Raw genomic sequence first — 19,138 nt, 5'->3', positions numbered from 1 at the left:
CCCTCGTCAAAAGCCTGCCGTTGCCTGGAGCGTCACGCGGTGAATGTCGAATTGGGGACCCGATCCGTAGAAAAGCTGCATCTTGAGCCGGTGCCCTCGATCAAAAAAGACGTTCGCTCCAGCGTCGGCGTAAAGCTCCTCGACGCCCCCGTCGCCATCGTTCAGAAGTTGCGCCCGCGCGACGATTTCGAGGTGCTCGCGCAGGGGCCCGAACGGCAAGAAATACCCGAGCTGTGCATTCGCTGTGAAGGAGCGGCGGTTGAAGAGCAGCACGGGCGCCGTCGTGGGCTCGCTCGTCGCGTTCTGCACGATGTAGAGGAACTCCCCATAAAACGACGCGCCGGCGAACCAGAAGCCGAGGTCGGCGCCCCATGCGGTCGTCCCGAACTCCCCCACCTCGTGATCTCCCAGCGGCCCCGGCAGGAAGACCTCGTACGACGCGCCCGTCCGAAGCACGCTCGCCCCGATCGCCAGGGCCGGCTTGCGCCTCCGCGCGACCGGACGCGCGTCGCCCTCGAACGACGGCGCCGGGCCGAACGGCTGGAGCTCGAGCCGCCCCGCGTAAAGGAGCCAAGGCGCGTCGATGTCGTCGGGCACCGTTATCGGCACGCCAGGACGCTGGAAAGAGCCCCACCAGCCGTTGTAGACCCCCGCGAGCAGCCGGATCTTCCGGTCCAGGATGTCGAGGCCGAGCATCCCGCCCGTATGCCGGTCGGGGAGCAGGCTCGGGCGCCCGATGGGCAGCGGAGTCTGAAGGCCCAAAGGCTGGAGCAAGTTCTGCCGGCTGATCGGCACCCGAAACCGGCCGAGCGTCACATCAACGCCGAAGGAGCGGCTCCGGTGGGGCGTGAATGTCACGTACGCGTCGAGCACGAACGGCACGGACACGGACGTGAAGAAGCCCGCGAGCTCGACCTCCGTGTGCATCTCGGCCCAGCGCCCGAGCGTCGCCACGGCCCCCAGGCGTGACTGCGGCACGGAGAACTGAGCGTCGGTTCGCTCCCCCGTGTAGTCGCCGGGCGGCGTGATCACCAGGCGCGGCATGACCCACCCATAAAGATCGAGCGCGATCGCGGGTTTTTCGAGGGTCGCGACCCGGACCTGCGCCTCCGCAACGCGCGCAGAAGCAGCCGAGCTGACCACGATCGCAGTGAAGGCGAGGGCGCGGCGCATGAAAACCCGCGGCGAGCTTAGGCCGAAGCGCCGCGACGGGGAACCCCTGTCAGGAGTGGGACGACGCGTCAGGAGCCGGGGGCGAGGTGGTAATCGCCCGATGCGGTCCTGAGGACGCGCCCCTCGCGCACGAGTTTGACCAGGTGCGCTTCGAGGCTCATCCGCGCGAGGGGCCAGAGCAGAGGCGGCGTGTCGGCGTAGGCGACGGGCAAGAGGGCATCGAGGCTCGCGCCCGCCGGAGGCATCGAGGCGAAGGCCGCGACGACCTTGGCCTCACGCGCGAGGCGATGCGTGATGTAACGGCGGAAGAGCGTGGTCGGCTCGTCGATGGGCTCGCCGTGCGCGGGGAGCGCGACGTGGGCTCCGAGGCCCGCGAGGCGATCGAGCTGCGCGAGATACTCGATCATGTCGCCGTCCACGGGCTCGATGAGGATCGTGCCCTCGCTCGCGACCATGTCGCCGACGATCGCCGTGCCCGTGTCCTCGTCGAAGAGGCAGATGTGGCCCGGCGCGTGGCCCGGGGTGTGGAGCACACGCAGTGGCATGGGGTGCGGGCCGTCGAGGACGAGCCGCTCGCCGTCCTCGATGTGGCGATCGACGCGCACCTCCCCAGCGAGGCGCGCGGCCGTCTCGCGGTGCGCGAGCAGCGGCAGGCGGAGCTCGTTCGCGAAGAACCAGGCGCCGCCCACATGATCGGCGTGGTGATGCGTGAGGACGATGCCGATGGGATGACGGCCGTGGCTCACGAGGGAGCGCGCCCACGCGAGCCACGCGCGCCGCTCGTCGTCGAACGGCGTCGCGGGCTCGACGAGCAGGACCTCCCGCTCGCCGAGCGCGTAGCTGTTCGTGTGAGTGGCGGGGGGCAAGGTGGGCGTGAGCGCGGGAAAACGCTCCACACCCAGCATGACGCGCCACGGCCGTCCCATGTCTCTACCGCTCGAGCACGACGGCGAGCGCCTCGCCGCCACCGATGCACAGCGTCGCCAGGCCACGTTTGTCGCCACGATCCTTCATCGCGTGGATCATCGTGGTGAGCATGCGCGCCCCCGTCGCGCCGATCGGGTGGCCGAGCGCGACGGCGCCGCCGCGCACGTTGACGCGGGCGTTGTCGATGCCGACGAGCTTGTTCACGGCCAGCGTGACCACGGCGAAGGCCTCGTTGATCTCCCAGACGTCGATCTGCTCCTTCGTGAGCTTGGTCCGGGCGAGCGTGTTCTCGATGGCGGCCGCGGGCGCCGTCGTGAACCACTCGGGCTCCTGGGCGGCGCCGCCGTAGCCGGCGATCCGTGCGAGCGGCTCGAGGCCGAGCTCCTTCACGGCCTTCTCGCTGGCGAGCACGAGCGCCGAGGCGCCGTCGTTGATCGAGGAGGCGTTCGCCGCGGTGATGGTGCCGTCCTTCTGGAACGCGGGCTTGAGCGTGCCGATCTTGTCGGGCTTGCCGGCGGGCGGGCCCTCGTCGAGCTTCACGACCACGGCGTCGCCCTTCTTCTGCGGCACGTTGACGGGCACGATCTCCGCGTCGAACAGGCCCTCCTTCTGCGCGGCGAGGGCGCGGCGGAAGCTCTCCTTGGCGAACTCGTCCTGAGCCTCGCGGGAGAACTCGTACTTCTTGGCGCACAGCTCGCCGGCGTTGCCCATGTGGAAGTTGCCGTAGGGATCCCACAGGCCGTCGTGGATCATGCCGTCGACGATCTTGTTGTCGCCCATGCGGTAGCCGTTACGCGCCTGCGTGAGGTAGTACGGCACGTTCGACATCGACTCCATGCCGCCGGCGACCACGATCTCGGCGTCGCCGAGCGCGATGCTCTTGGCGCCGAGGATGACGGCCTGCATGCCCGAGCCGCAGACCTTGCCGACGGTCGTCGCCGGGACGTTCTTGGGGATGTTCGCGTAGATGGCGGCCTGGCGCGCGGGGGCCTGGCCGACGCCGGCGCCGAGGACGTTGCCCATGAAGACCTCACCGACGCGATCGGCCGGGACCTTCGCGCGGCTGAGCGCGGCCTCGATGGCAGCGGCGCCGAGGCGCGGGGCGGGCAGGGCCGAGAGGGCGCCGAGGAAGGCGCCGATGGGCGTGCGAGCGGCGCCGACGATGTAGACGGGAACGGGCAAGGTCATCGCATCCTCCGGGAGGCTCGGGCGCAACGTAGCGCGCGCCCCGGAGAAGCGAACTACTCCAACATGTTGCACTGCACAAGCGACGCGTCCCGATCCGCCTCGAGGGCCTTGGCGAGCAGGCGCCTGCCGCGATGGAGGCGGCTCATGACGGTACCCACGGGCACACCGAGCTTCTCGGCGGCGTCCTTGTAGGACATCTCCTGGAGGTCCACGAGGATGAGGGCCTCGCGATACACCGGCTGGATGGCCTCGAGGGCGCGGAGCGTGGGCGGCGAGAGCGCGGTCATCTCGGAGACCGCGGGCGCGGCCGTCCACGCGTTCGGGTCGGAATAGAGGACGTCGAGGGCGCGGCGCTCGCGGCGATTGCGGCGACACTTGGTGATGAAGACGCTGAAGAGGATCTGGTGGACCCACGCCTTCAGGTTCGTGCCGGGGCGATACTGGTTCTCGAAGCGGAGGGCGCGCTCGACGGTGTCCTGCACGAGGTCCTCGGCGAGGGCGCTGGAGCGCGACATGCGAAGCGCGCGGCCGAAGAGCTCGGGGGCCATCGCGGCGACGCCTCGGCGGAGCTCCTCGATCGAGTTGGCTTGAAGAGACTTCGAGGGGACGGGCGTGGTGGCGAGGGCCTGAGCGAACATGGCGGCGTGACCTCCTGGTGACCACCGCCTTTCGCAAGGCGGGTGCCCAGGGGTGGCAACGCCTAAGTGCTGGAAACGATTGGGGCGGGAAGAGGCGTGTGTCCCCCCGGCGTGTCAAATCGACACCGGGGCGTGTCCCTGCGCCAACCTGGCGTGGGAAGGCGGGGGATCCGTCAGGCGTTGGCGACCCCTTCCCGACAGGCTGGTCCTCGCTCGCGGCCCCTACGTCACCGGAGGGACGGTGACCGCCGTCGACGCGTGCTCCAGATGGCGAGGACGACGACGAGCGCCTTCGTCGGGTGGTACCGGTAGTACACGTAGAACTGCGCTCTTTCGAGCAGGAGCCGGCGAACTCCGACGGGCCCGGCCTGGTATTCGGCTCCGACCTCGGGAACGACGCGGAGAAGACGAACAGCCTGCGCGAGCTCGGCGACGAACTTCGGCCACAGCCCCGTCGCATTCGCCTGACACCACGTCTCGATGCGCTCGAGCTCTCCGAGCGCCCGCCGAGCGAAACGAACGTCCGTCATGAAGCGCGAGCGCGGAGACGAGCGATCACCTCGTCGGCGTCGACGGTGTCTCCGGCATCGTCTTGCGTGATGCCCTCGGCAAGCGCCGCGTGGAGGGCTTCACGTTCCTCGTCATCGAGTCCGTCGAGGCCATCCCCCCCGACCGCAACGAGCTCCACGACGGCTCCCTCCGGCAGCTCGGTGGGCTCATCCAACACGAGGCGGCCATTACGCACGCTGGCTTTCAGAGCGAGCATCGGGGTGAAGTCTAGCACGGGTTTCAGCCCGCTCTGTTCTTCACCCATGTCACCGCTCAGGTCGCGAGCGGATCGGCGCCGCGGGCGAGGGCCGCGAGGATCTGCGGGACGAGGTCGGGAATCTCGCCGGCGAAGAGGCCACGATCGCAGCCTGTGCGGGCCCGCCAGAGGTCGCCGGCGAGGGCGTGGACGAGGACACCCGCGCAGGCGGCTTCATCGGCCGACATGCTGCACGCGAAGGCGGCGATCAGGCCCGTGAGCACGTCGCCGGAGCCAGCCGTGGCGAGGGCCGGGTTGCCCGCCATGCAGATGAAGAGGCGGCCCTCGGGCGTGGCGATGATCGTGCGGGCGCCCTTCAAGACGACCGTGGCGTTCGTGCGCGCGACGGCCTCGCGGACGGCGCCGAAGCGGTCCTGCTCGATCGCGGTCGCGCTGCGGCCGAGGAGGCGGCCGAGCTCGCCCGGGTGCGGCGTGAGGACGAGGCGGCCCTTCGCCTGCGCGAGCGACTCGGGGCGGCCTGCGAAGTGGGTGATGGCGTCGGCGTCGACGACCTTGAAGCCGTCCCAGCCGAGCACGACGTGATCGACGGCCGCGCGCGCCTCCGCGCCGAGGCCGAAGCCAGGGCCAATGGCCACGGTCCGGCGGCCGGCGAGGGCGGCGTCGAGCGAGGGGCCGATGCGGTTCGGGTCGATCCGCGTGGTCATGACCTCGACGACGCGGGACTCGAGCGAGGTCGCGGCTTCGGGCCAGGTGCCGATCGTGACGAGGCCGGCGCCGGCGCGCATGGCGGCCCGCGCCGTGAGGAGCGAGGCGCCGAGCTTGCCGGGCGAGCCCGCGACGACGAGGACGTCGCCGGCCTTGTGCTTGTGGACGCTCGCCTCGCGGGGCGCGAAGTACGAGCCGACGGTCTCGCGGCGGATGACCTCGGCGACGACGCCGACGTGCGCGAGGATCGGCGGGTCGGGGACGCCGAGGTCGACGACGTGCACGTTGCCCGAGAGGCGCGCGCCCTCGGGCGTGAGCATGCCGATCTTGAGGTGGCCGAAGGTGACGGTGTCGTCGGCGCGCACGGCGATGCCGAGCGGCGAGCCGCTGTCGGCGTCGAGCCCCGAGGGGATGTCGAGCGCGACGCAGCGCGCGGCCGCGTCGTTGAGGACCGCGATCACGTCGGCGAGGTGGCCGGTGATGGGCCTGTCGAGGCCGGTGCCGAAGAGGGCGTCGATGACGAAGTCGGCGCGCGAGAGGGCCGTGTGCAGCGGGCCGAGGCCCGCTCCCTCGGGCAGCTCGAAGAAGCGGCCGCCGAGGTCGATGTAGGCGTCGTGGTTGATGCGCGCGTCGCCCATGACCTTCTCGCTCTTGCCGGCGAGATACACCTCGACCTCGGCGCCACGCGCGTAGAGGTGGCGCGCCACGACGAACCCGTCGCCGCCGTTGTTGCCGGTGCCGCAGACGACGACGACGCGCGCTTCGAGCGGGTACGTGGCGGGCTGGCCGGGGCTCTGGACGTGGCGGACCGGAAAGGAGCGGGCGCGCGCGGAGATCGCGTCGGCCTCGCGGCTCTTCGTGTCCGGGCGGCGGCGCGCCTCGATCATCGCGGAGAGCACGTCCGCGGCGCCGCGTCCGGCGTTCTCCATGAGGACGACGCCGGGCACGTGGCAGGTCTCGATCGCGTACTTGTCGAACGCGCGCATCTGCGCGCGCGTGAGGACGGGGATCATCGGGAGCGGCCTCGCACGCCGCGATCGATCGCCCTTCGAAGGTCTCGCACGGCGCGGTCGAGCCCGAAGAAGACGGCGTCGGCGATGACCGAGTGGCCGATGTTGACCTCGACGAGATCGGGGATCGCCACGACGGGCCCGACGTTGTGCCGGGTCAAGCCGTGGCCCGCGGCGATCTCGAGGCCGAGCGCCGCGCCGCGGGCGGCGGCGCGCTTCAGCCGATCGAGCTCGTGCTCGGCTTGCTCTCCCGAGGCGTGGCAGTACTCGCCCGTGTGCAGCTCGATCTGCGCGACGCCGAGCGCCGCGGAGGCCTCGACCATGGCCTCGTCCGCGCCGATGAACAGGCTCACCTTGATCCCGCGCTCCTTGGCCATCTTCACGGCGGCCTCGATGCCCGCGCGTTGCCCGATCACGTCGAGCCCGCCTTCGGTCGTGCGCTCCTCGCGGCGCTCGGGGACGAGCGTGATCACGTCGGGACGAACCCGCGACGCGATGCCGATCATCTCCTCGGTCACGGCCATCTCCAGGTTGAGGAGCGTGTGGACCGAGGCGCGCAGGCGCGTGACGTCGTCGTCGGTGATGTGACGCCGATCCTCGCGCAGGTGCGCGGTGATGCCGTCGGCGCCGGCCGCTTCGCAGAGGCCGGCGCCGAAGACCGGATCGGGGTAACGCGTGCCCCGCGCGTTTCGCACGGTGGCGACGTGATCGATGTTGATGTGCAGCCGAACCGCCATGGGGCGGACTCTACACCAAAGGCGGGAACTAGCGCGTCACGGCCGCGTTGGAAGCCTGCACGAGCAAGTCCTGGATGTGCTGCACGAGCTTGGCCGGGTCGACCACCACGCCCTCGGCGAGCAGCGCCTGCTCGTAGAGCAGCTCGGACCAGAGCTTGAGCGGCTCCGCGCTCGGGTCCTTCTCGGCGAGCGCGCTCAGGTTCTTCACGATGGGGCTCTCGGGGTTCAGCTCCAGGATCCGCTTCGCCTGGGGCGCGTCCTCGCCCATCATGCGCATGATCCGCTCCATGTTGACGCCGAGATCGCCCTCGGCGGCGACGAGGCAGCTCGCGCTGTCCGTGAGGCGACGCGAGGCCCGCACGTCCTTCACCCGATCGCCGAGCGTGGCCTTCACGGCGGAGACCGCGCTCTTGATCTGCTCGCCGGCCTTCTCGTCGGCCTTCTCGTCCTTGTCGCCGAGATCGATGTCGCCGTGCGCGATGCTGCGCAGGCGGCGCTTGTCGTACTCGTTCAAGCCTTGCACGACCCACTCGTCGACGGGCTCCGTCATGAAGAGGACGTCGTAGCCGCGCTTCTTGAAGGCCTCGATGTGCGGGCTCTTCTCCAGCGAGCGGCGGCTCGTGCCCGTCAGGTAGTAGATCTCCTTCTGGGACTCGGGCATCGCCGCGACGTACTGCTTGAGCGAGACGAGCTCTGCTTCAGGCGTGTTCATCGAGCCGAACCGGCAGAGGTCCGCGATCGCGTCCTTGTTCTTCCAGTCGACCGACACGCCCTCCTTGAGGACCTTGCCGAACTCCTTCCAGAGCGTCGCGTACTTCTCGGGCTCGCTCTCCGAGAGCTCCTTCAAGCCCTTCAAGACCTGCTTCGTGATCTGCGTCTCGATCTGCTTCAGGGCCTTGTCCTCCTGGAGCATCTCGCGCGAGACGTTGAGCGAGAGATCCTCGGAGTCGACCACGCCGCGCAAAAAGCGCAGGTAGATCGGCGCGACCTTGTCGCAGTCCTCGACGATGAGCACGCGCTTCGCGTAGAGGCGGATGGCGCGGCGATCCCGCTGGAAGAGGTCCGGCGGCGCCTTCTCGGGCACGTAGAGCAGCGCCTGGAACTGCACCGGCGCGTCGATCGAGACGTGCAGGTGCCAGAGCGGCTTCTCGCCCTCGTAGCCGCCCGTCACGTGCCGGAAAAACTCGGCGTGTTGCTCCTCGGTCACCTGCGACTTGGGCAGCGACCAGAGCGCCGCCTTGCGGTTCGCGACCTCGCCGTTCACCGAGATCGGGAAATGGACGAAGTCCGAGTACTTGCGGATGATCTCCTTGATCCGCCAGGCCTTCGTGTACTCGCGCGTGTCCTCCTTGAGGTGCAGCGTGATCTTCGTCCCGGGGTGCTCGCGCTCGCCCGTCGCGACCGTGAACGTGCCCGCTCCCGCCGAGCGCCAAAGCACGGGCTCGGCGCCGGGGAGCATGGAGCGCGTCTCCACGTCGACCCGCGAGGCGACCATGAACGCAGCGTAGAAGCCCACGCCGAACTGGCCGATGAGCTTGACCGCGCCGTCCTTGTCCTGGCTCGCGCGGAGGGCTTCGGCGTGCGCCTTCAAGAACTCGAGCGAGCCGCTCTTCGCGATGGTGCCGAGGTTCTGGACGACCTCGTCGCGGGTCATGCCGATGCCGTTGTCCTCGATGACGATCGTGCGGGCCTCGTCGTCGAGCTTGATCGAGATCGCGGGCTCACCTTCCTGCTCCGTGACGTCCTTGCGCGTGAGGGCGAGGAAGCGGGCCTTGTCGAGCGCGTCGGAGGCGTTCGAGACGAGCTCGCGCAGGAAGACCTCCTGGTTCGCGTAGAGCGAGTTGATGACGAGCGAGAGGACCTGCTGCACCTCCGCCTGGAACGGCATCTCCACGGCGGCAGGCGACGCGGCGGGGGGAGCTTCGGGGGTCGGGGGGGCTTCTTGGCTCATGGCGACGACGAAATGGATCCGCTTTTTGGAAATGCAATCCCCCTCCCCGCACGAAATAGGGCGCTGCTAGAGTGCCCCCCGTGTTCCCCACCGAACGACCCCGCAGGCTCCGCCGTTCGTCGGCCATCCGGAGCCTGGTCCGCGAAACCTCCCTCGCCCCCTCGGACTTCGTCCTGCCGCTCTTCTTCAACGAGGTGCTCGACGAGGCCCGGCCCGTCTCGACGATGCCGGGCGTCTCGCAGCTCCCGGTCGCCGCGGCCGCCGACCAGGCGCGGCTGGCCAAGTCCCTCGGGCTCGGCGGGATCATCCTGTTCGGCCTGCCCCGGACGAAGGACGCGAGCGGTTCGAGCGCGTACGATCCAAACGGCCCGGTGCCGCGCGCGGTCGCGGCCATGAAAGACGCGGCGCCGGAGCTGCTCGTGATCACGGACGTCTGCGTCGACGAGTACACCGAGCACGGGCACTGCGGGATCCTGAAGCCGGGCCCGCGCGGCGATCTCGAGGTCGACAACGACGCAACGCTGGAAGTGCTGGCGAAGACGGCGGTGGTGCACGCGGCGGCGGGCGCGGACATCGTGGCGCCGAGCGACATGATGGACGGGCGTGTGGGCGCGATCCGCCGCGCGCTCGACGGCGCGGGCCACGAGGGGACGGCGATCCTGTCGTACGCGGTGAAGTACGCGTCGAGCTTCTACGGCCCGTTCCGCGAGGCCGCGGACTGCGCGCCGAAGTTCGGCGATCGCGCGGGCTACCAGATGGATCCGGCGAACACGCGCGAGGCGCTGCGCGAGGCGCGGCTCGACGAGGAGGAAGGCGCGGACCTCTTGATGGTGAAGCCGGCGCTGCCCTACCTCGACGTGATCGCGAAGGTGCGCGCGGCGTCGCCGCTGCCGCTCGGCGCGTACAACGTGAGCGGCGAGTACGCGATGATCAAAGCGGCCTCGGCCGCGGGGATGATCGATGAGAAGCGCGCGGTGCTGGAACTCCTCACGTCGATCCGGCGCGCGGGGGCGGACTTCATCCTGACGTACCACGCCGTGGACGCGGCGCGCTGGCTCGGCTGATGGGTCGCGCATCACGCTGGGGGGTCCTCGCGGCCACGCTCGCGCTCGTGGGTTCGAGCGGCTGCAACGCGATCAACTCGATCGGCCCGAACTGCGACCGCTCCGCCGAGGCGAACACGCCGGTCCGATACACGGAGGGCACGATCGACAACGGCGTCTACATGAGCGCGCCGTGGGACGGGGAGCTGCTCTGGTTCCCCGCGGGGATGCGCTACGAGCTCGAGCACGGGCTCGGCGAGGTGCCGCGGTTCGTGAACATCTGGCTGTCGTTCAACAAGTGCGGGACGAAGGACAGCACCGTCGCGCAGGCGTCGGGCAACCAGGCGGAGCTGCGCGAGGTCACCGACAAGAAGCTCGTGCTCGTGAACGGGAGCTGCGTGGATTACTGGCTGCTCGTGGTGGCGGGGACCGGGGATGGAGAGCCGGATCCGCCGGAGGATCCGGCGGCGATGCCGCACGGGAGTTGCGACGCGGGGATGTGAACGACACCCCGCCCTCGCGGAACGACACCCCGCCCTCGCGGAACGACACCCCGCCCTCGCGGAACGACACCCCGCCCTCGCGGAACGACACCCCGCCCTCGCGGAACGACACCCCGCCCTCACGGAACGACACCCCGCCCTCGCGGAACGACATCCCGCCCTCGCGGAACGACACCCCGCCCTCGCGGAACGACACCCCGCCCTCGCGGAACGACACCCCGCCCTCGCGGAACGACACCCCGCCCTCGCGGAACGACACCCCGCCCTCGCGGAACGACATCCCGCCCTCGCGGAACGACATCCCGCCCTCGCGGAACGACACCCCGCCCTCGCGGAACGACACCCCGCCCTCGCGGAACGACACCCCGCCCTCGCGAAACGCCTACTCCGCCGCGTGCGCCTCGCCCCGGCTGAACTGGAGCTGGTAAAGGCGCGCGTACGCCCCGCCCTGCGCGAGCAGCGTCTCGTGGCTGCCCTGCTCGACGACGCGCCCCTTGTGGAACACGACGATGCGATCGACGGCGCGGATCGTCGAGAGCCGGTGCGCGATGATGAGCGCGGTGCGCCCCTGCATCGCCGCCCAGACGGCCTTTTGCAGGCGCGCCTCGGTGTCGCTGTCGATGTTCGCCGTGGCCTCGTCGAGCACGAGGATCGGCGGGTCGCGGTAGAGCGCGCGCGCGAACGCGATGAGCTGGCGCTCGCCCGCCGAGAAGTTCGAACCGCGCTCCTCGACCTTCGCGTCGAGCCCGCCGTCGCGACGCTCGAAGAGATCGAGCGCGCCGATGCGGTCGAGCGCGCGGACGACACGCGCCCGATCGACCTCGATGTCGCCGGCCGCGATGTTGCTGGCGATCGTCCCGGGGAAGAGGAAGACCTCCTGAGGCACGACCGCAAAACGCCTGCGAAGCTCGTCCCGCGGCGCGTTCCGCACGTCACGGCCGAAGACACGCACGTGGCCTTGTTTGGCCTCGTAGAGGCGCAGGAGCAGCGATGCGACCGTCGTCTTGCCCGCGCCCGTCGCGCCGACGAGCGCGATCTTCTCGCCCTTCGCCGCCTGGATCGAGACGTCGCGGAGGATGGGCACGCCAGGCTTGTACTCGAAGTCGACGTGGTCGAGCTCGAACGCGATCGCTTCGTCCTTCTTCTGTTCGGCCTGCCCGTCTGCGGCGGGGACCGGCGCGTCCTCTTCCTTGTTCTCGAGGAGCTGGAAGATGCGCTCCGCGCCGGCCATCGCCGACTGGAGCTGCGTCATGCGCGCCGAGAGATCGCGGATCGGGACGAAGAACATCTCGATGTACGCGACGAACGTGACGAGCGTGCCGAACGAAACCCGATCCGAGAGCGAACGAACGCCCGCGTACCAGAGAACGGCCGCGATGCAGAGGCTCTGCACGAGCTCGATCGCCGCGTCGAGCGCCGCATCGAAGACGATCGAGCGGTTGTTCGCCTGCCGGTAGGCCTCGTTGATCTCGTCGAACTCGGCGGCGCTCTGCTCCTCGCGCGCGTACGCCTGCACGACGGCCATGCCCGAGACCTGCTCGTTCAGGTAGGCGTTCATGCGCGCCGTCTTGACGCGGATCTCGCGGAACGCGTCGCGGATCCGGCGCCGCGTCCACATGACGCCGAGCGCGACCGGCGGGACCGCGACGAACGTGATCAGCGCGAGCTGCCAGTCGCGGCGGAGCATGACCACGATGATGAGGACGAGACGAACGAGGTCGCCGAGGGCGTTCAGCGTGCCCGAGGCGAACATCTCGTTGATGGCGTCGACGTCGTTCGTGACACGCGTGACGAGGCGGCCGACGGGCGTGCGATCGAAGAAGCCGAGCCTGCGCGTGTGCAGGAAGCGGAAGACGTGCGCGCGCAGATCGCCCGACGCGCGCGCGCCCGCGAGCTGCATGAGGTAGACCTGCGGGAACGAGATCGACTGCTCGACGAGCTTCAGGACGAGGATGAGCGCGCCCATCTTCATGAGCGTCTGCGCCGCGTCGGGATACTGGAACGCGTCGAACGTGAGCCCCATGAGCCACGGCTGGAGCACGGCGAGGCCCGAGCCGAGGAGCAAGAGGACGAGCGAGATGACGAGCCACTTCGCGTGCGGCCGCATGAACGGCCAGAGCCCCGCGAGGATGTTCGCGTCGAGGCCCTCGCCGAGCCGGTCCTCTTCGTGAAACCGCGCGAGCGCCTTCTCGGCCCGAGTTTTCTCGGGCGCAGCCGACTTCCCGCCGTTCGCCTTCGGATCCACGGACAAGCTCGTCATGCGGGCACGGCCTCCGGCGAGGGCATCGAGGAGGGCAGGTCCTCGGCGCCGAACGCAGCGAGCTTCTCCTCGATCTCCTGCTCCTCCGCGAACGACGCGTAGAGGCCCCCGGCCGCAGCGAGCTCCTCGTGCGTGCCCTCCTCCACGACGCGCCCGCGCTCGAGCACGATGATGCGATCACAGCGCTTCGCCGCGGCGACGCGGTGGGTGATCAGGACGAGCGTGCGGCGCGCGGCCTGGCGCTCGATGGCGCCGAGGATCGCCGCCTCCGTCTTCGCGTCGACCGCGGACATCGGGTCGTCGAGGACGAGGATCTTCGGCTCGCGCAGGAGCGCGCGGGCGAGGGCGACGCGTTGTCGCTGGCCACCCGAGAGCTGCACGCCGCGCTCGCCGACGACCGTGTCGAAGCCGTCCGGCAAGGACTCGATCTCCTGGAGCACGCCGGCCTCGGCCGCGGCGGCGCGGATCTTCTGCATCGCCTCCGGCGAGTCCTGCTCTTCGAGCGAGTAGCCGATGTTCTGCGCGACGGTCGTCGAGAAGAGGAACGCGTCCTGCTGCGCGTAACCGATGCTTTCGCGCACGACCTCGAGCGGCAGATCGCAGATGTCCTTGCCGTCGAGAAAGACCGTGCCGCGCGGCGTCGGCAAGAGGCGCGGCAAGAGCGTGGCGAGCGTGCTCTTGCCCGAGCCCGTGCGTCCCACGATCGCGAGCGAGCCGCCCGCGGGGATGTCGAACCGGACGTCTTCGAGGACCTTCCGCTCGCCGTGGGCGAACGCGAGGCCCTCGACGCGCAGCGCGCCGGAGACGGCCTCGGGCGCGGGGAGCGCGCCGCTCACGACCTCGGGGACCGCGTCGAAGATCGCCTTGAGCCGCACGTAGCTCGCCCGCCCGCGGGCCACGATCGCGGTCACGAAGCCGAGCGCGAGCATCGGCCAGATGAGGCGGCCGAGCGCGGCCCAGAACGAGATGAACGCGCCCTTCGAGATGTCGCCGCGGAGCACGAGCGCGCCGCCGTACCAGAAGACGATGATCGTGCCCGCGGCCAGGATCGAGCCCATGATCGGCTGCATCGAGCCGCGGATGCGCGCGAGCATCAGGTTCTTCTCGACGTAGTCGCGGTTCGCCCGCTCGAACGTGGCGATCTCCGCCTCCTCGAGCGCGAAGCTGCGGACGACGCGGACGCCGGCGAGGCTCGCGAGGACGCGATCACTCATCTTGCCGAGCGCCTCCTGGTTCTCGCGCATGCGCTGGAACATCTTCGACGAGAAGGTGCGCGTGACCAGCATGAGCACGGGGAACGTCACCAGCGCCGCGAGCGTCAGCACCACGCTCACGCGCACCATGACGTAGAGGGCGCTCGCGAAGGCGAGCAGCGAGTTCACCACGTTGAGGATGCCGAAGCCGAGGAGGAGCCGGATCTGCTGCAAGTCGCTCGTCGAGCGGCTCATGATCTCGCCCGTGGGCATGCGCCTGAAGAACGCGGGGCCGAGCTTGTGCAGGCGCGCGAGGAGGACCGCGCGGAGCTCGTACTCGACGTTCCTGCCGCCCGTGAACATCGTCCAGCGCGAGAGGACACGCACGACGGCCGCCACGACGACCGCGCCCAGCATGAGCAGGGCATCCTGCGCGGCGTCGCTCGCGCGGAGCTGCTCGGCCGCGTCGACGGCGTCCCTCACGAGGAAGTCGCGCTTCACCATGAGGATCTGCTGCGTCGCGAGCAGGAGCGCGCCGCTCAGATAGAGCCAGATGTTGCGCCGGAACTGAGCGCCGAGCCCCGAGGGGAACTCGGCCGGATCGACCTTTCGCATCAGCGCGCTTTGCGGGGCATCGGGGCCGAGGGCCGCCGGTGGGAGCTCTGGATCGCGGGCCGCTCGCGCCCCTCGGGCACGAGGGCGAGATCCGTGACTTCGATGCGCGTCGAGAGCAGGCCGAGCAGAACGCGCGCGCCGCCGCGACCGTCGAGCTCGCCGAGGACACCGATCTTGTCCGCGAACGGGCCGCTCAAGACACGCACGCGCGCGCCCTTCTCCATCGTGGTCGGCGCCGCCGGGCTCGCGCTGCTCGATGCCGCAGGCGCGGGCGCAGGAGCGACGCGAGGCGGCGCGGGCGTGTGCTCACGGTCGCGCTCGCGCGGCGCGGCCGGAGCTTGTGGGGCCTTCGCTTCTTGCGGCCTGCCGCCGCGCCGATCGCGATCCCCCTCGGGCTTGCTGCTCGGCTTGAACAACGTGTCGAGCGAAGGCTTGCGCGGCGCGCCGTACCCCGGACGCGCGCCATGACCGAACGCAAGCGCCGAAGCACGTGGCCCCTCGGCCTCGCCGCGCGCCTTCGCCTCGGCGAGCGAGCGCTCGCGCGCGGCGGCCTGCTCGGCTTGCCACTTCTCCGTCTGGGCCGAGACCTCCGCGTGCGTCCGGGCGCGCTCGCGCTCGATGCCTTCGAGGCGCCGATCGAGCGCGATGTGATCGTTCTTCCGCGACCACGCGACGAGCGTGTAGATCGGCGCGAGCGCGAGCAGCGCGTCTTCGAGCTGCTCGTCGAGGATCTCCGCGTGCTCCAGCGCGACCTCGCGCGGCACGGCCCAGCCGATCCAGAGCGGCACTTGCCCCTCGGCCGCGCGCTCCAGCATCGCCTCGATCGCCTCCGGGCTCGCCGCGCTCGCGGCCACGCGATCGGCGCCGACGCCCACGGCGAACTGCTCGGGGAGCGCGCGGAGCGCGGCCGTCAGCTCGGCGGCGAGCGCCGGTCCGGTCCCATCTTTCGCCGCGAGCCGCGCGCGCAGGTTGTCGATGTCGACCTTCGCCTCGGGGTGTACGGCGAAGCAAACCTCGACGCTGTGCGAGTCGATCCGGAGCGCGAGGAACGCGTGCCGACCGTACGGGCTCGGATCATCGATCGCGGCCGAGATCGATCGTCCCGCGTCGAGCAGCCGTTCGAGCTCCTCGCGCGCTGCCGCGTCGCGCCAGAAGAAGACCCACTGGCACTCCACGCGTTTCTTGTTGCGCAGCGTCGGATGTTCGTCCGAGCCGTGCACGTCGACCGTGATTCCGAGATCCGCGAGGCGCGCGATCACGCCGCGCGCCCAGGCGAGCGCGCGCTGCTTCACTTCGAGGCGCGGTCGCGAGTAGGCGTTCGACGTGGCCTTCTCCGGCGCGTAGGCGTCGAAATCGCTGTCGGTCAGGTGCAAGGGGGCGTGGGTCATCGCTCTGGCTCGAGGTGCGCTCTTCTGCGGAACCGCGACTCGCGCGCGAACGAACGAGCGTCGCGTGCGTGGCGCGTTGCGAAGGCGGATGGCGTCGTGGCTCCCCTTGTAGCACTGGCCAAAACGCGGTGATATCCCCTCGCGTCTTCGCGCGTCGCGCACAGCCGAGGCGGACCGCGGACAGCGCGTGGAGGCGAGGCACGAGCGCCTTGACCCCGAGGGGCTGCATGTCACCTTGCTCTCCACGATCTCCGAGCGCTCGTCCTGCAAAGGGCGGGCGTTTTTGCCGTGAAATCAGGGGCGTGCCGAGCACACCACGCGGGCACACGGGTCCTTTCACCCGCGCCCTTTGCGAAGAGTTTCCGGAGTGTCCATGGAGCAGCATCGAGACGAGCAGATCAACTGCGCGAGCTGCGGCTCGTCGTTCCTTTTTTCCGCCACCGACGCGGCCGCGCGCGCCGAGCGAGGGCTTTCGTCCCCGCCGACGCTGTGCAAGCCCTGCTGGCGCGAGAAGCGATCGAAGAGCGCGGGCCGTAGCGAAGGCCCGAGCCGCGGCGCTCCGCACGGACGCGAAGGTCGAAGGCACGAGCCCGCCGCGCGCCCCGGCCGCTACACGGGCGACGTGAACGAATACCGGAGCCCGATGCCCGATCCGCACTTCGCCATGTACCCGTCGTACGGCCGCCCCGCCGCGCCAGGGCATCGCGGCGGCGGCTCCCCGCAGCGAGGCCAAGGCCCGCGCGACGGCGGCCACGATCGCGCGCAAGGTCCGCGCACCTCGTCCGGTCCGCGTGGCCCGCGCGGCCGCGGTTTCCCGATCACGTGCGCGGCGTGCGGCGTCGCGGCGACCGTCCCGTTCAAGCCGGCCGAGGGCCAGAAGGTCTACTGCCGGGCTTGCTTCCAGGCTGAAAAGCCGTCCTGAAGTTTCCCACCAGGCACCGGGGGGTTTGGGGGGCAAAGCGCGGCGATGCCGCGCGGCCCCCCATCGTCAAGCAATCTCGCAGGTGAGCTCGGGCGTGAACCCGACCTCGCCGGCGGTGATCGCCACGCGCACGTCGAAGCTCGCGGCGCGTCGCGCCGTCTCCTCGACCATCCCCACGACCCACAGGCGCAGCGCGAGCGACGCCGGCTCGAACTCCGCGATCTGCAGGACCACCTTCCCGCTCTGGCTCGCGCCGACCTTCCACGCGCCGAAGCTGAAGAGCCGCGACCAGATCGAGATCCCGCGTCGAATCGCGATCTGCAGATCCGGCGCGGGCCGGAGCACGCTACGCACCGTGTTGTGGAGCTCGCCGCCGATCGCGAGGCGGCCGAGCGCGCGCCATCGTGAAGGCTCGTGCAGCGAGATCGCGGTCGCGATCTCCATGTACGCGTCGAGCGCTTCGAGATCGTACGCGACGAGCGCGTTGATCGAGTCGTTCAGGAAGTCCTCGGCGTAGCGCTGCGGGAGCTGCGCCACGACCTGCTCGCGCACGCGCGGCCCCGCGTCCTCCGTGAGGGCCTTGTCGACGGCACGCAGCACCGCGCCGCGCACCTGGTACATCCCGGGAAACCGCGACGCCGCGCGCGGCTGGACGTAGCGCGACGGCGGGCCCGCGCTGGAAGAGCCCGCCGACGCGCTCGAGGCGCTCGACGCCGCGCTCCGCGCCACGCCGAGCGGCTTGGGCATCGCGGGAGGCACGAGCGGCTCGATGCTGCGCGGCGAAGCGATGTAGTCGCCGCGCGGCGGAGGCCCGGGATCACTCGTGCGGCTCGAGCTCCCCATGCTCGGCACGACGCGCGTCGGCGCGTACGGGATCGACGACGCGCCCGAATCGCCGTAGCTCGTCCGCACGCTCGGCCGGATCGGCGGCGCGGTCGGCGGCTCCCGGAGCGGCGTCGAGATGCGATCGGGCTCGGGCAGGATCGTGGCCGGCGGCGGGGGCGGAGGCGCTCCTTGGGATTGCGCCACGCTCGCCTGCGCGACGCGCCGGGGCAGGTTGATGATCCGGCCGAGCGCCATCGAGCGCTTCATCGGATCCGACGAGAAGCGCTCGAGCTCGCGCGCCACCTCGCCCGCGGTGGCGTAACGCTTCATCGGATCCTTCTGCAGGAGCTTCGCGACCACGGCTTCGAGCCGCGGCTCGACGTGCACGCCCGCCGCGGCGAGCGTGGGCGCCTCGGCGTGCACCACGCGGAACGCCGTGGCCACGGCCGTCGGCGCGCGGAACGGCCGCGTGCCCGTGAGAAGCTCGTAGAGCAGCACGCCGACGGCGAAGAGATCACTTCGTCCGTCGATCGGCGCATCTCCCGTGGCCTGCTCGGGCGAGAGATAGTCGGGCGTCCCGAACACCACGCCAGTGCGCGTGCGCGGCGAGGGCCCGCTCGAGTCGAGCACTTTCGCGATGCCGAAATCCAGAAGCCTTACGACCGCTTGACCTCGCCCCGCGTCGAACGCGACGAAGACGTTCTCGGGCTTCAGATCACGATGGATGATCCCCACGCGATGGGCGGCGTCGAGCGCCTCGAGGACGGGGATGCACGTCGCGACGGAGGCGTCGACGTCGAAGCGCCCGAGGCGCTGCAGCGCGGAGCCCACGCCCTCGCCTTCGAGGTGCTCCATCACGATGTAGGGGCCCATCTCGCCCACGCCCGCGTCGATCACGTCGACGATGTTCGGGTGGCGGATGCGGTTGACCGCCTGGGCCTCCTGAAAGAAGCGCTGCGCGAGCTCGGTGTTCTCCGACAGCTCGGGGTGGAGGAACTTGATCGCGACGGCACGGCCGGCGAGCACGTTCTCCGCACGAAAGACGTGGCCCATCCCGCCACCGCCGATGCGCTCTGCAAGGCGGTACTTGTTGTCGACGATCGCGCCGGGGGCGGGGGTTCGAGAAGCCATTCAGCCGGTGGACATGCTCGGATCCAGATGGTCTCGCCTCGGGGTTCGGCCCAAGGCCCCGCCACGAGGCAGAGCCGCTACGATACCCGTCTCCCAGGGCAAAGAGCCACTTCGGATGCCAAGATAGCGAATCTCGGAGAGAGTGGGGGCCTCTTCGTTCCGC

The 19,138-nt window shown here is 70.3% G+C and carries 16 protein-coding genes; 3 read left to right on the top strand and 13 right to left on the bottom strand.

All coding sequences use genetic code 11. From position 1 onward, the window contains the following. Nucleotides 1–6: 6 nt before the first annotated feature. The 9 genes from QHF83_RS05405 to htpG all read right to left on the bottom strand — a co-directional run bounded on the left by QHF83_RS05405 (nt 7) and on the right by htpG (nt 9,095). Complete coding sequence (locus QHF83_RS05405; RefSeq protein ID WP_282416685.1) at nt 7–1,173, bottom strand: hypothetical protein; 1,167 nt, start codon at nt 1,171–1,173, stop codon at nt 7–9. A 68-nt stretch (nt 1,174–1,241) separates the two neighbouring features. After that, on the bottom strand, nt 1,242–2,099 hold the full coding sequence (locus QHF83_RS05400; protein WP_282416684.1) for an MBL fold metallo-hydrolase: 858 nt from the start codon (nt 2,097–2,099) through the stop codon (nt 1,242–1,244). A 4-nt stretch (nt 2,100–2,103) separates the two neighbouring features. Further along, a complete protein-coding gene (locus QHF83_RS05395; protein ID WP_272419944.1) occupies nt 2,104–3,288 on the bottom strand; it encodes a thiolase family protein in 1,185 nt (394 codons plus the stop codon). A gap of 53 nt (nt 3,289–3,341) precedes the next feature. Then, nucleotides 3,342–3,926, bottom strand: a complete 585-nt coding sequence (locus QHF83_RS05390; RefSeq protein ID WP_281313499.1) for an RNA polymerase sigma factor — start codon at nt 3,924–3,926, stop codon at nt 3,342–3,344. A gap of 227 nt (nt 3,927–4,153) precedes the next feature. Continuing rightward, nucleotides 4,154–4,456, bottom strand: a complete 303-nt coding sequence (locus QHF83_RS05385; protein ID WP_282416683.1) for a type II toxin-antitoxin system RelE/ParE family toxin — start codon at nt 4,454–4,456, stop codon at nt 4,154–4,156. Next, nucleotides 4,453–4,740 carry a hypothetical protein gene (locus tag QHF83_RS05380; RefSeq protein WP_282416682.1) on the bottom strand — a complete coding sequence of 96 codons (288 nt, stop codon included), beginning with the start codon at nt 4,738–4,740 and terminating at the stop codon, nt 4,453–4,455. The genes QHF83_RS05385 and QHF83_RS05380 overlap by 4 nt, the downstream gene beginning before the upstream one ends. An 8-nt stretch (nt 4,741–4,748) precedes the next feature. Next, nucleotides 4,749–6,410, bottom strand: a complete 1,662-nt coding sequence (locus QHF83_RS05375; RefSeq protein WP_282416681.1) for an NAD(P)H-hydrate dehydratase — start codon at nt 6,408–6,410, stop codon at nt 4,749–4,751. Continuing rightward, nucleotides 6,407–7,144 (bottom strand): pyridoxine 5'-phosphate synthase, encoded by a 738-nt coding sequence (locus tag QHF83_RS05370; protein WP_282416680.1) that lies wholly within the window; start codon nt 7,142–7,144, stop codon nt 6,407–6,409. The genes QHF83_RS05375 and QHF83_RS05370 overlap by 4 nt, the downstream gene beginning before the upstream one ends. A 28-nt stretch (nt 7,145–7,172) precedes the next feature. Next, complete coding sequence (gene htpG / locus QHF83_RS05365; protein ID WP_282416679.1) at nt 7,173–9,095, bottom strand: molecular chaperone HtpG; 1,923 nt, start codon at nt 9,093–9,095, stop codon at nt 7,173–7,175. Nucleotides 9,096–9,175: 80 nt separating this feature from the next. Between htpG and hemB the strand changes: the two genes are divergently transcribed. Then, nucleotides 9,176–10,159: a porphobilinogen synthase gene (gene hemB / locus QHF83_RS05360; protein ID WP_282416678.1), complete on the top strand. Its 984-nt coding sequence runs from the start codon at nt 9,176–9,178 to the stop codon at nt 10,157–10,159. Next, complete coding sequence (locus QHF83_RS05355) at nt 10,159–10,641, top strand: hypothetical protein (RefSeq protein WP_282416677.1); 483 nt, start codon at nt 10,159–10,161, stop codon at nt 10,639–10,641. The genes hemB and QHF83_RS05355 overlap by 1 nt, the downstream gene beginning before the upstream one ends. 382 nt (nt 10,642–11,023) lie before the next feature. On the opposite strand, the gene QHF83_RS05350 is transcribed toward QHF83_RS05355, so the two are convergent. The 3 genes from QHF83_RS05350 to QHF83_RS05340 are packed head-to-tail and all read right to left on the bottom strand — an operon-like array spanning nt 11,024 to nt 16,097. Then, the gene (locus QHF83_RS05350) at nt 11,024–12,901 is read right to left on the bottom strand and encodes an ABC transporter ATP-binding protein (protein WP_282416676.1); all 1,878 of its coding nucleotides are present in this window, start codon (nt 12,899–12,901) and stop codon (nt 11,024–11,026) included. Further along, a complete protein-coding gene (locus tag QHF83_RS05345; protein WP_282416675.1) occupies nt 12,898–14,709 on the bottom strand; it encodes an ABC transporter ATP-binding protein in 1,812 nt (603 codons plus the stop codon). The genes QHF83_RS05350 and QHF83_RS05345 overlap by 4 nt, the downstream gene beginning before the upstream one ends. Continuing rightward, nucleotides 14,709–16,097 (bottom strand): hypothetical protein, encoded by a 1,389-nt coding sequence (locus QHF83_RS05340; RefSeq protein ID WP_282416674.1) that lies wholly within the window; start codon nt 16,095–16,097, stop codon nt 14,709–14,711. The genes QHF83_RS05345 and QHF83_RS05340 overlap by 1 nt, the downstream gene beginning before the upstream one ends. Before the next feature lie 373 nt (nt 16,098–16,470). On the opposite strand from QHF83_RS05340, the gene QHF83_RS05335 reads away from it, so the two are divergent. After that, nucleotides 16,471–17,019, top strand: coding sequence for a CxxC-x17-CxxC domain-containing protein (locus tag QHF83_RS05335; RefSeq protein WP_282416673.1), 549 nt, complete (start codon nt 16,471–16,473; stop codon nt 17,017–17,019). 66 nt (nt 17,020–17,085) lie between these two features. On the opposite strand, the gene QHF83_RS05330 is transcribed toward QHF83_RS05335, so the two are convergent. Next, complete coding sequence (locus QHF83_RS05330) at nt 17,086–18,975, bottom strand: serine/threonine-protein kinase (RefSeq protein WP_282416672.1); 1,890 nt, start codon at nt 18,973–18,975, stop codon at nt 17,086–17,088. Between the last annotated feature and the right edge of the window lie 163 nt (nt 18,976–19,138).

It is taken from the genome of Polyangium sp. 15x6, from assembly GCF_029960785.1.
Taxonomy (GTDB): Bacteria; Myxococcota_A; Polyangia; order Polyangiales; family Polyangiaceae; genus Polyangium.
Note: the sequence above shows the minus strand (reverse complement) of the source record. Positions and strands in the feature narration are given on the sequence as shown.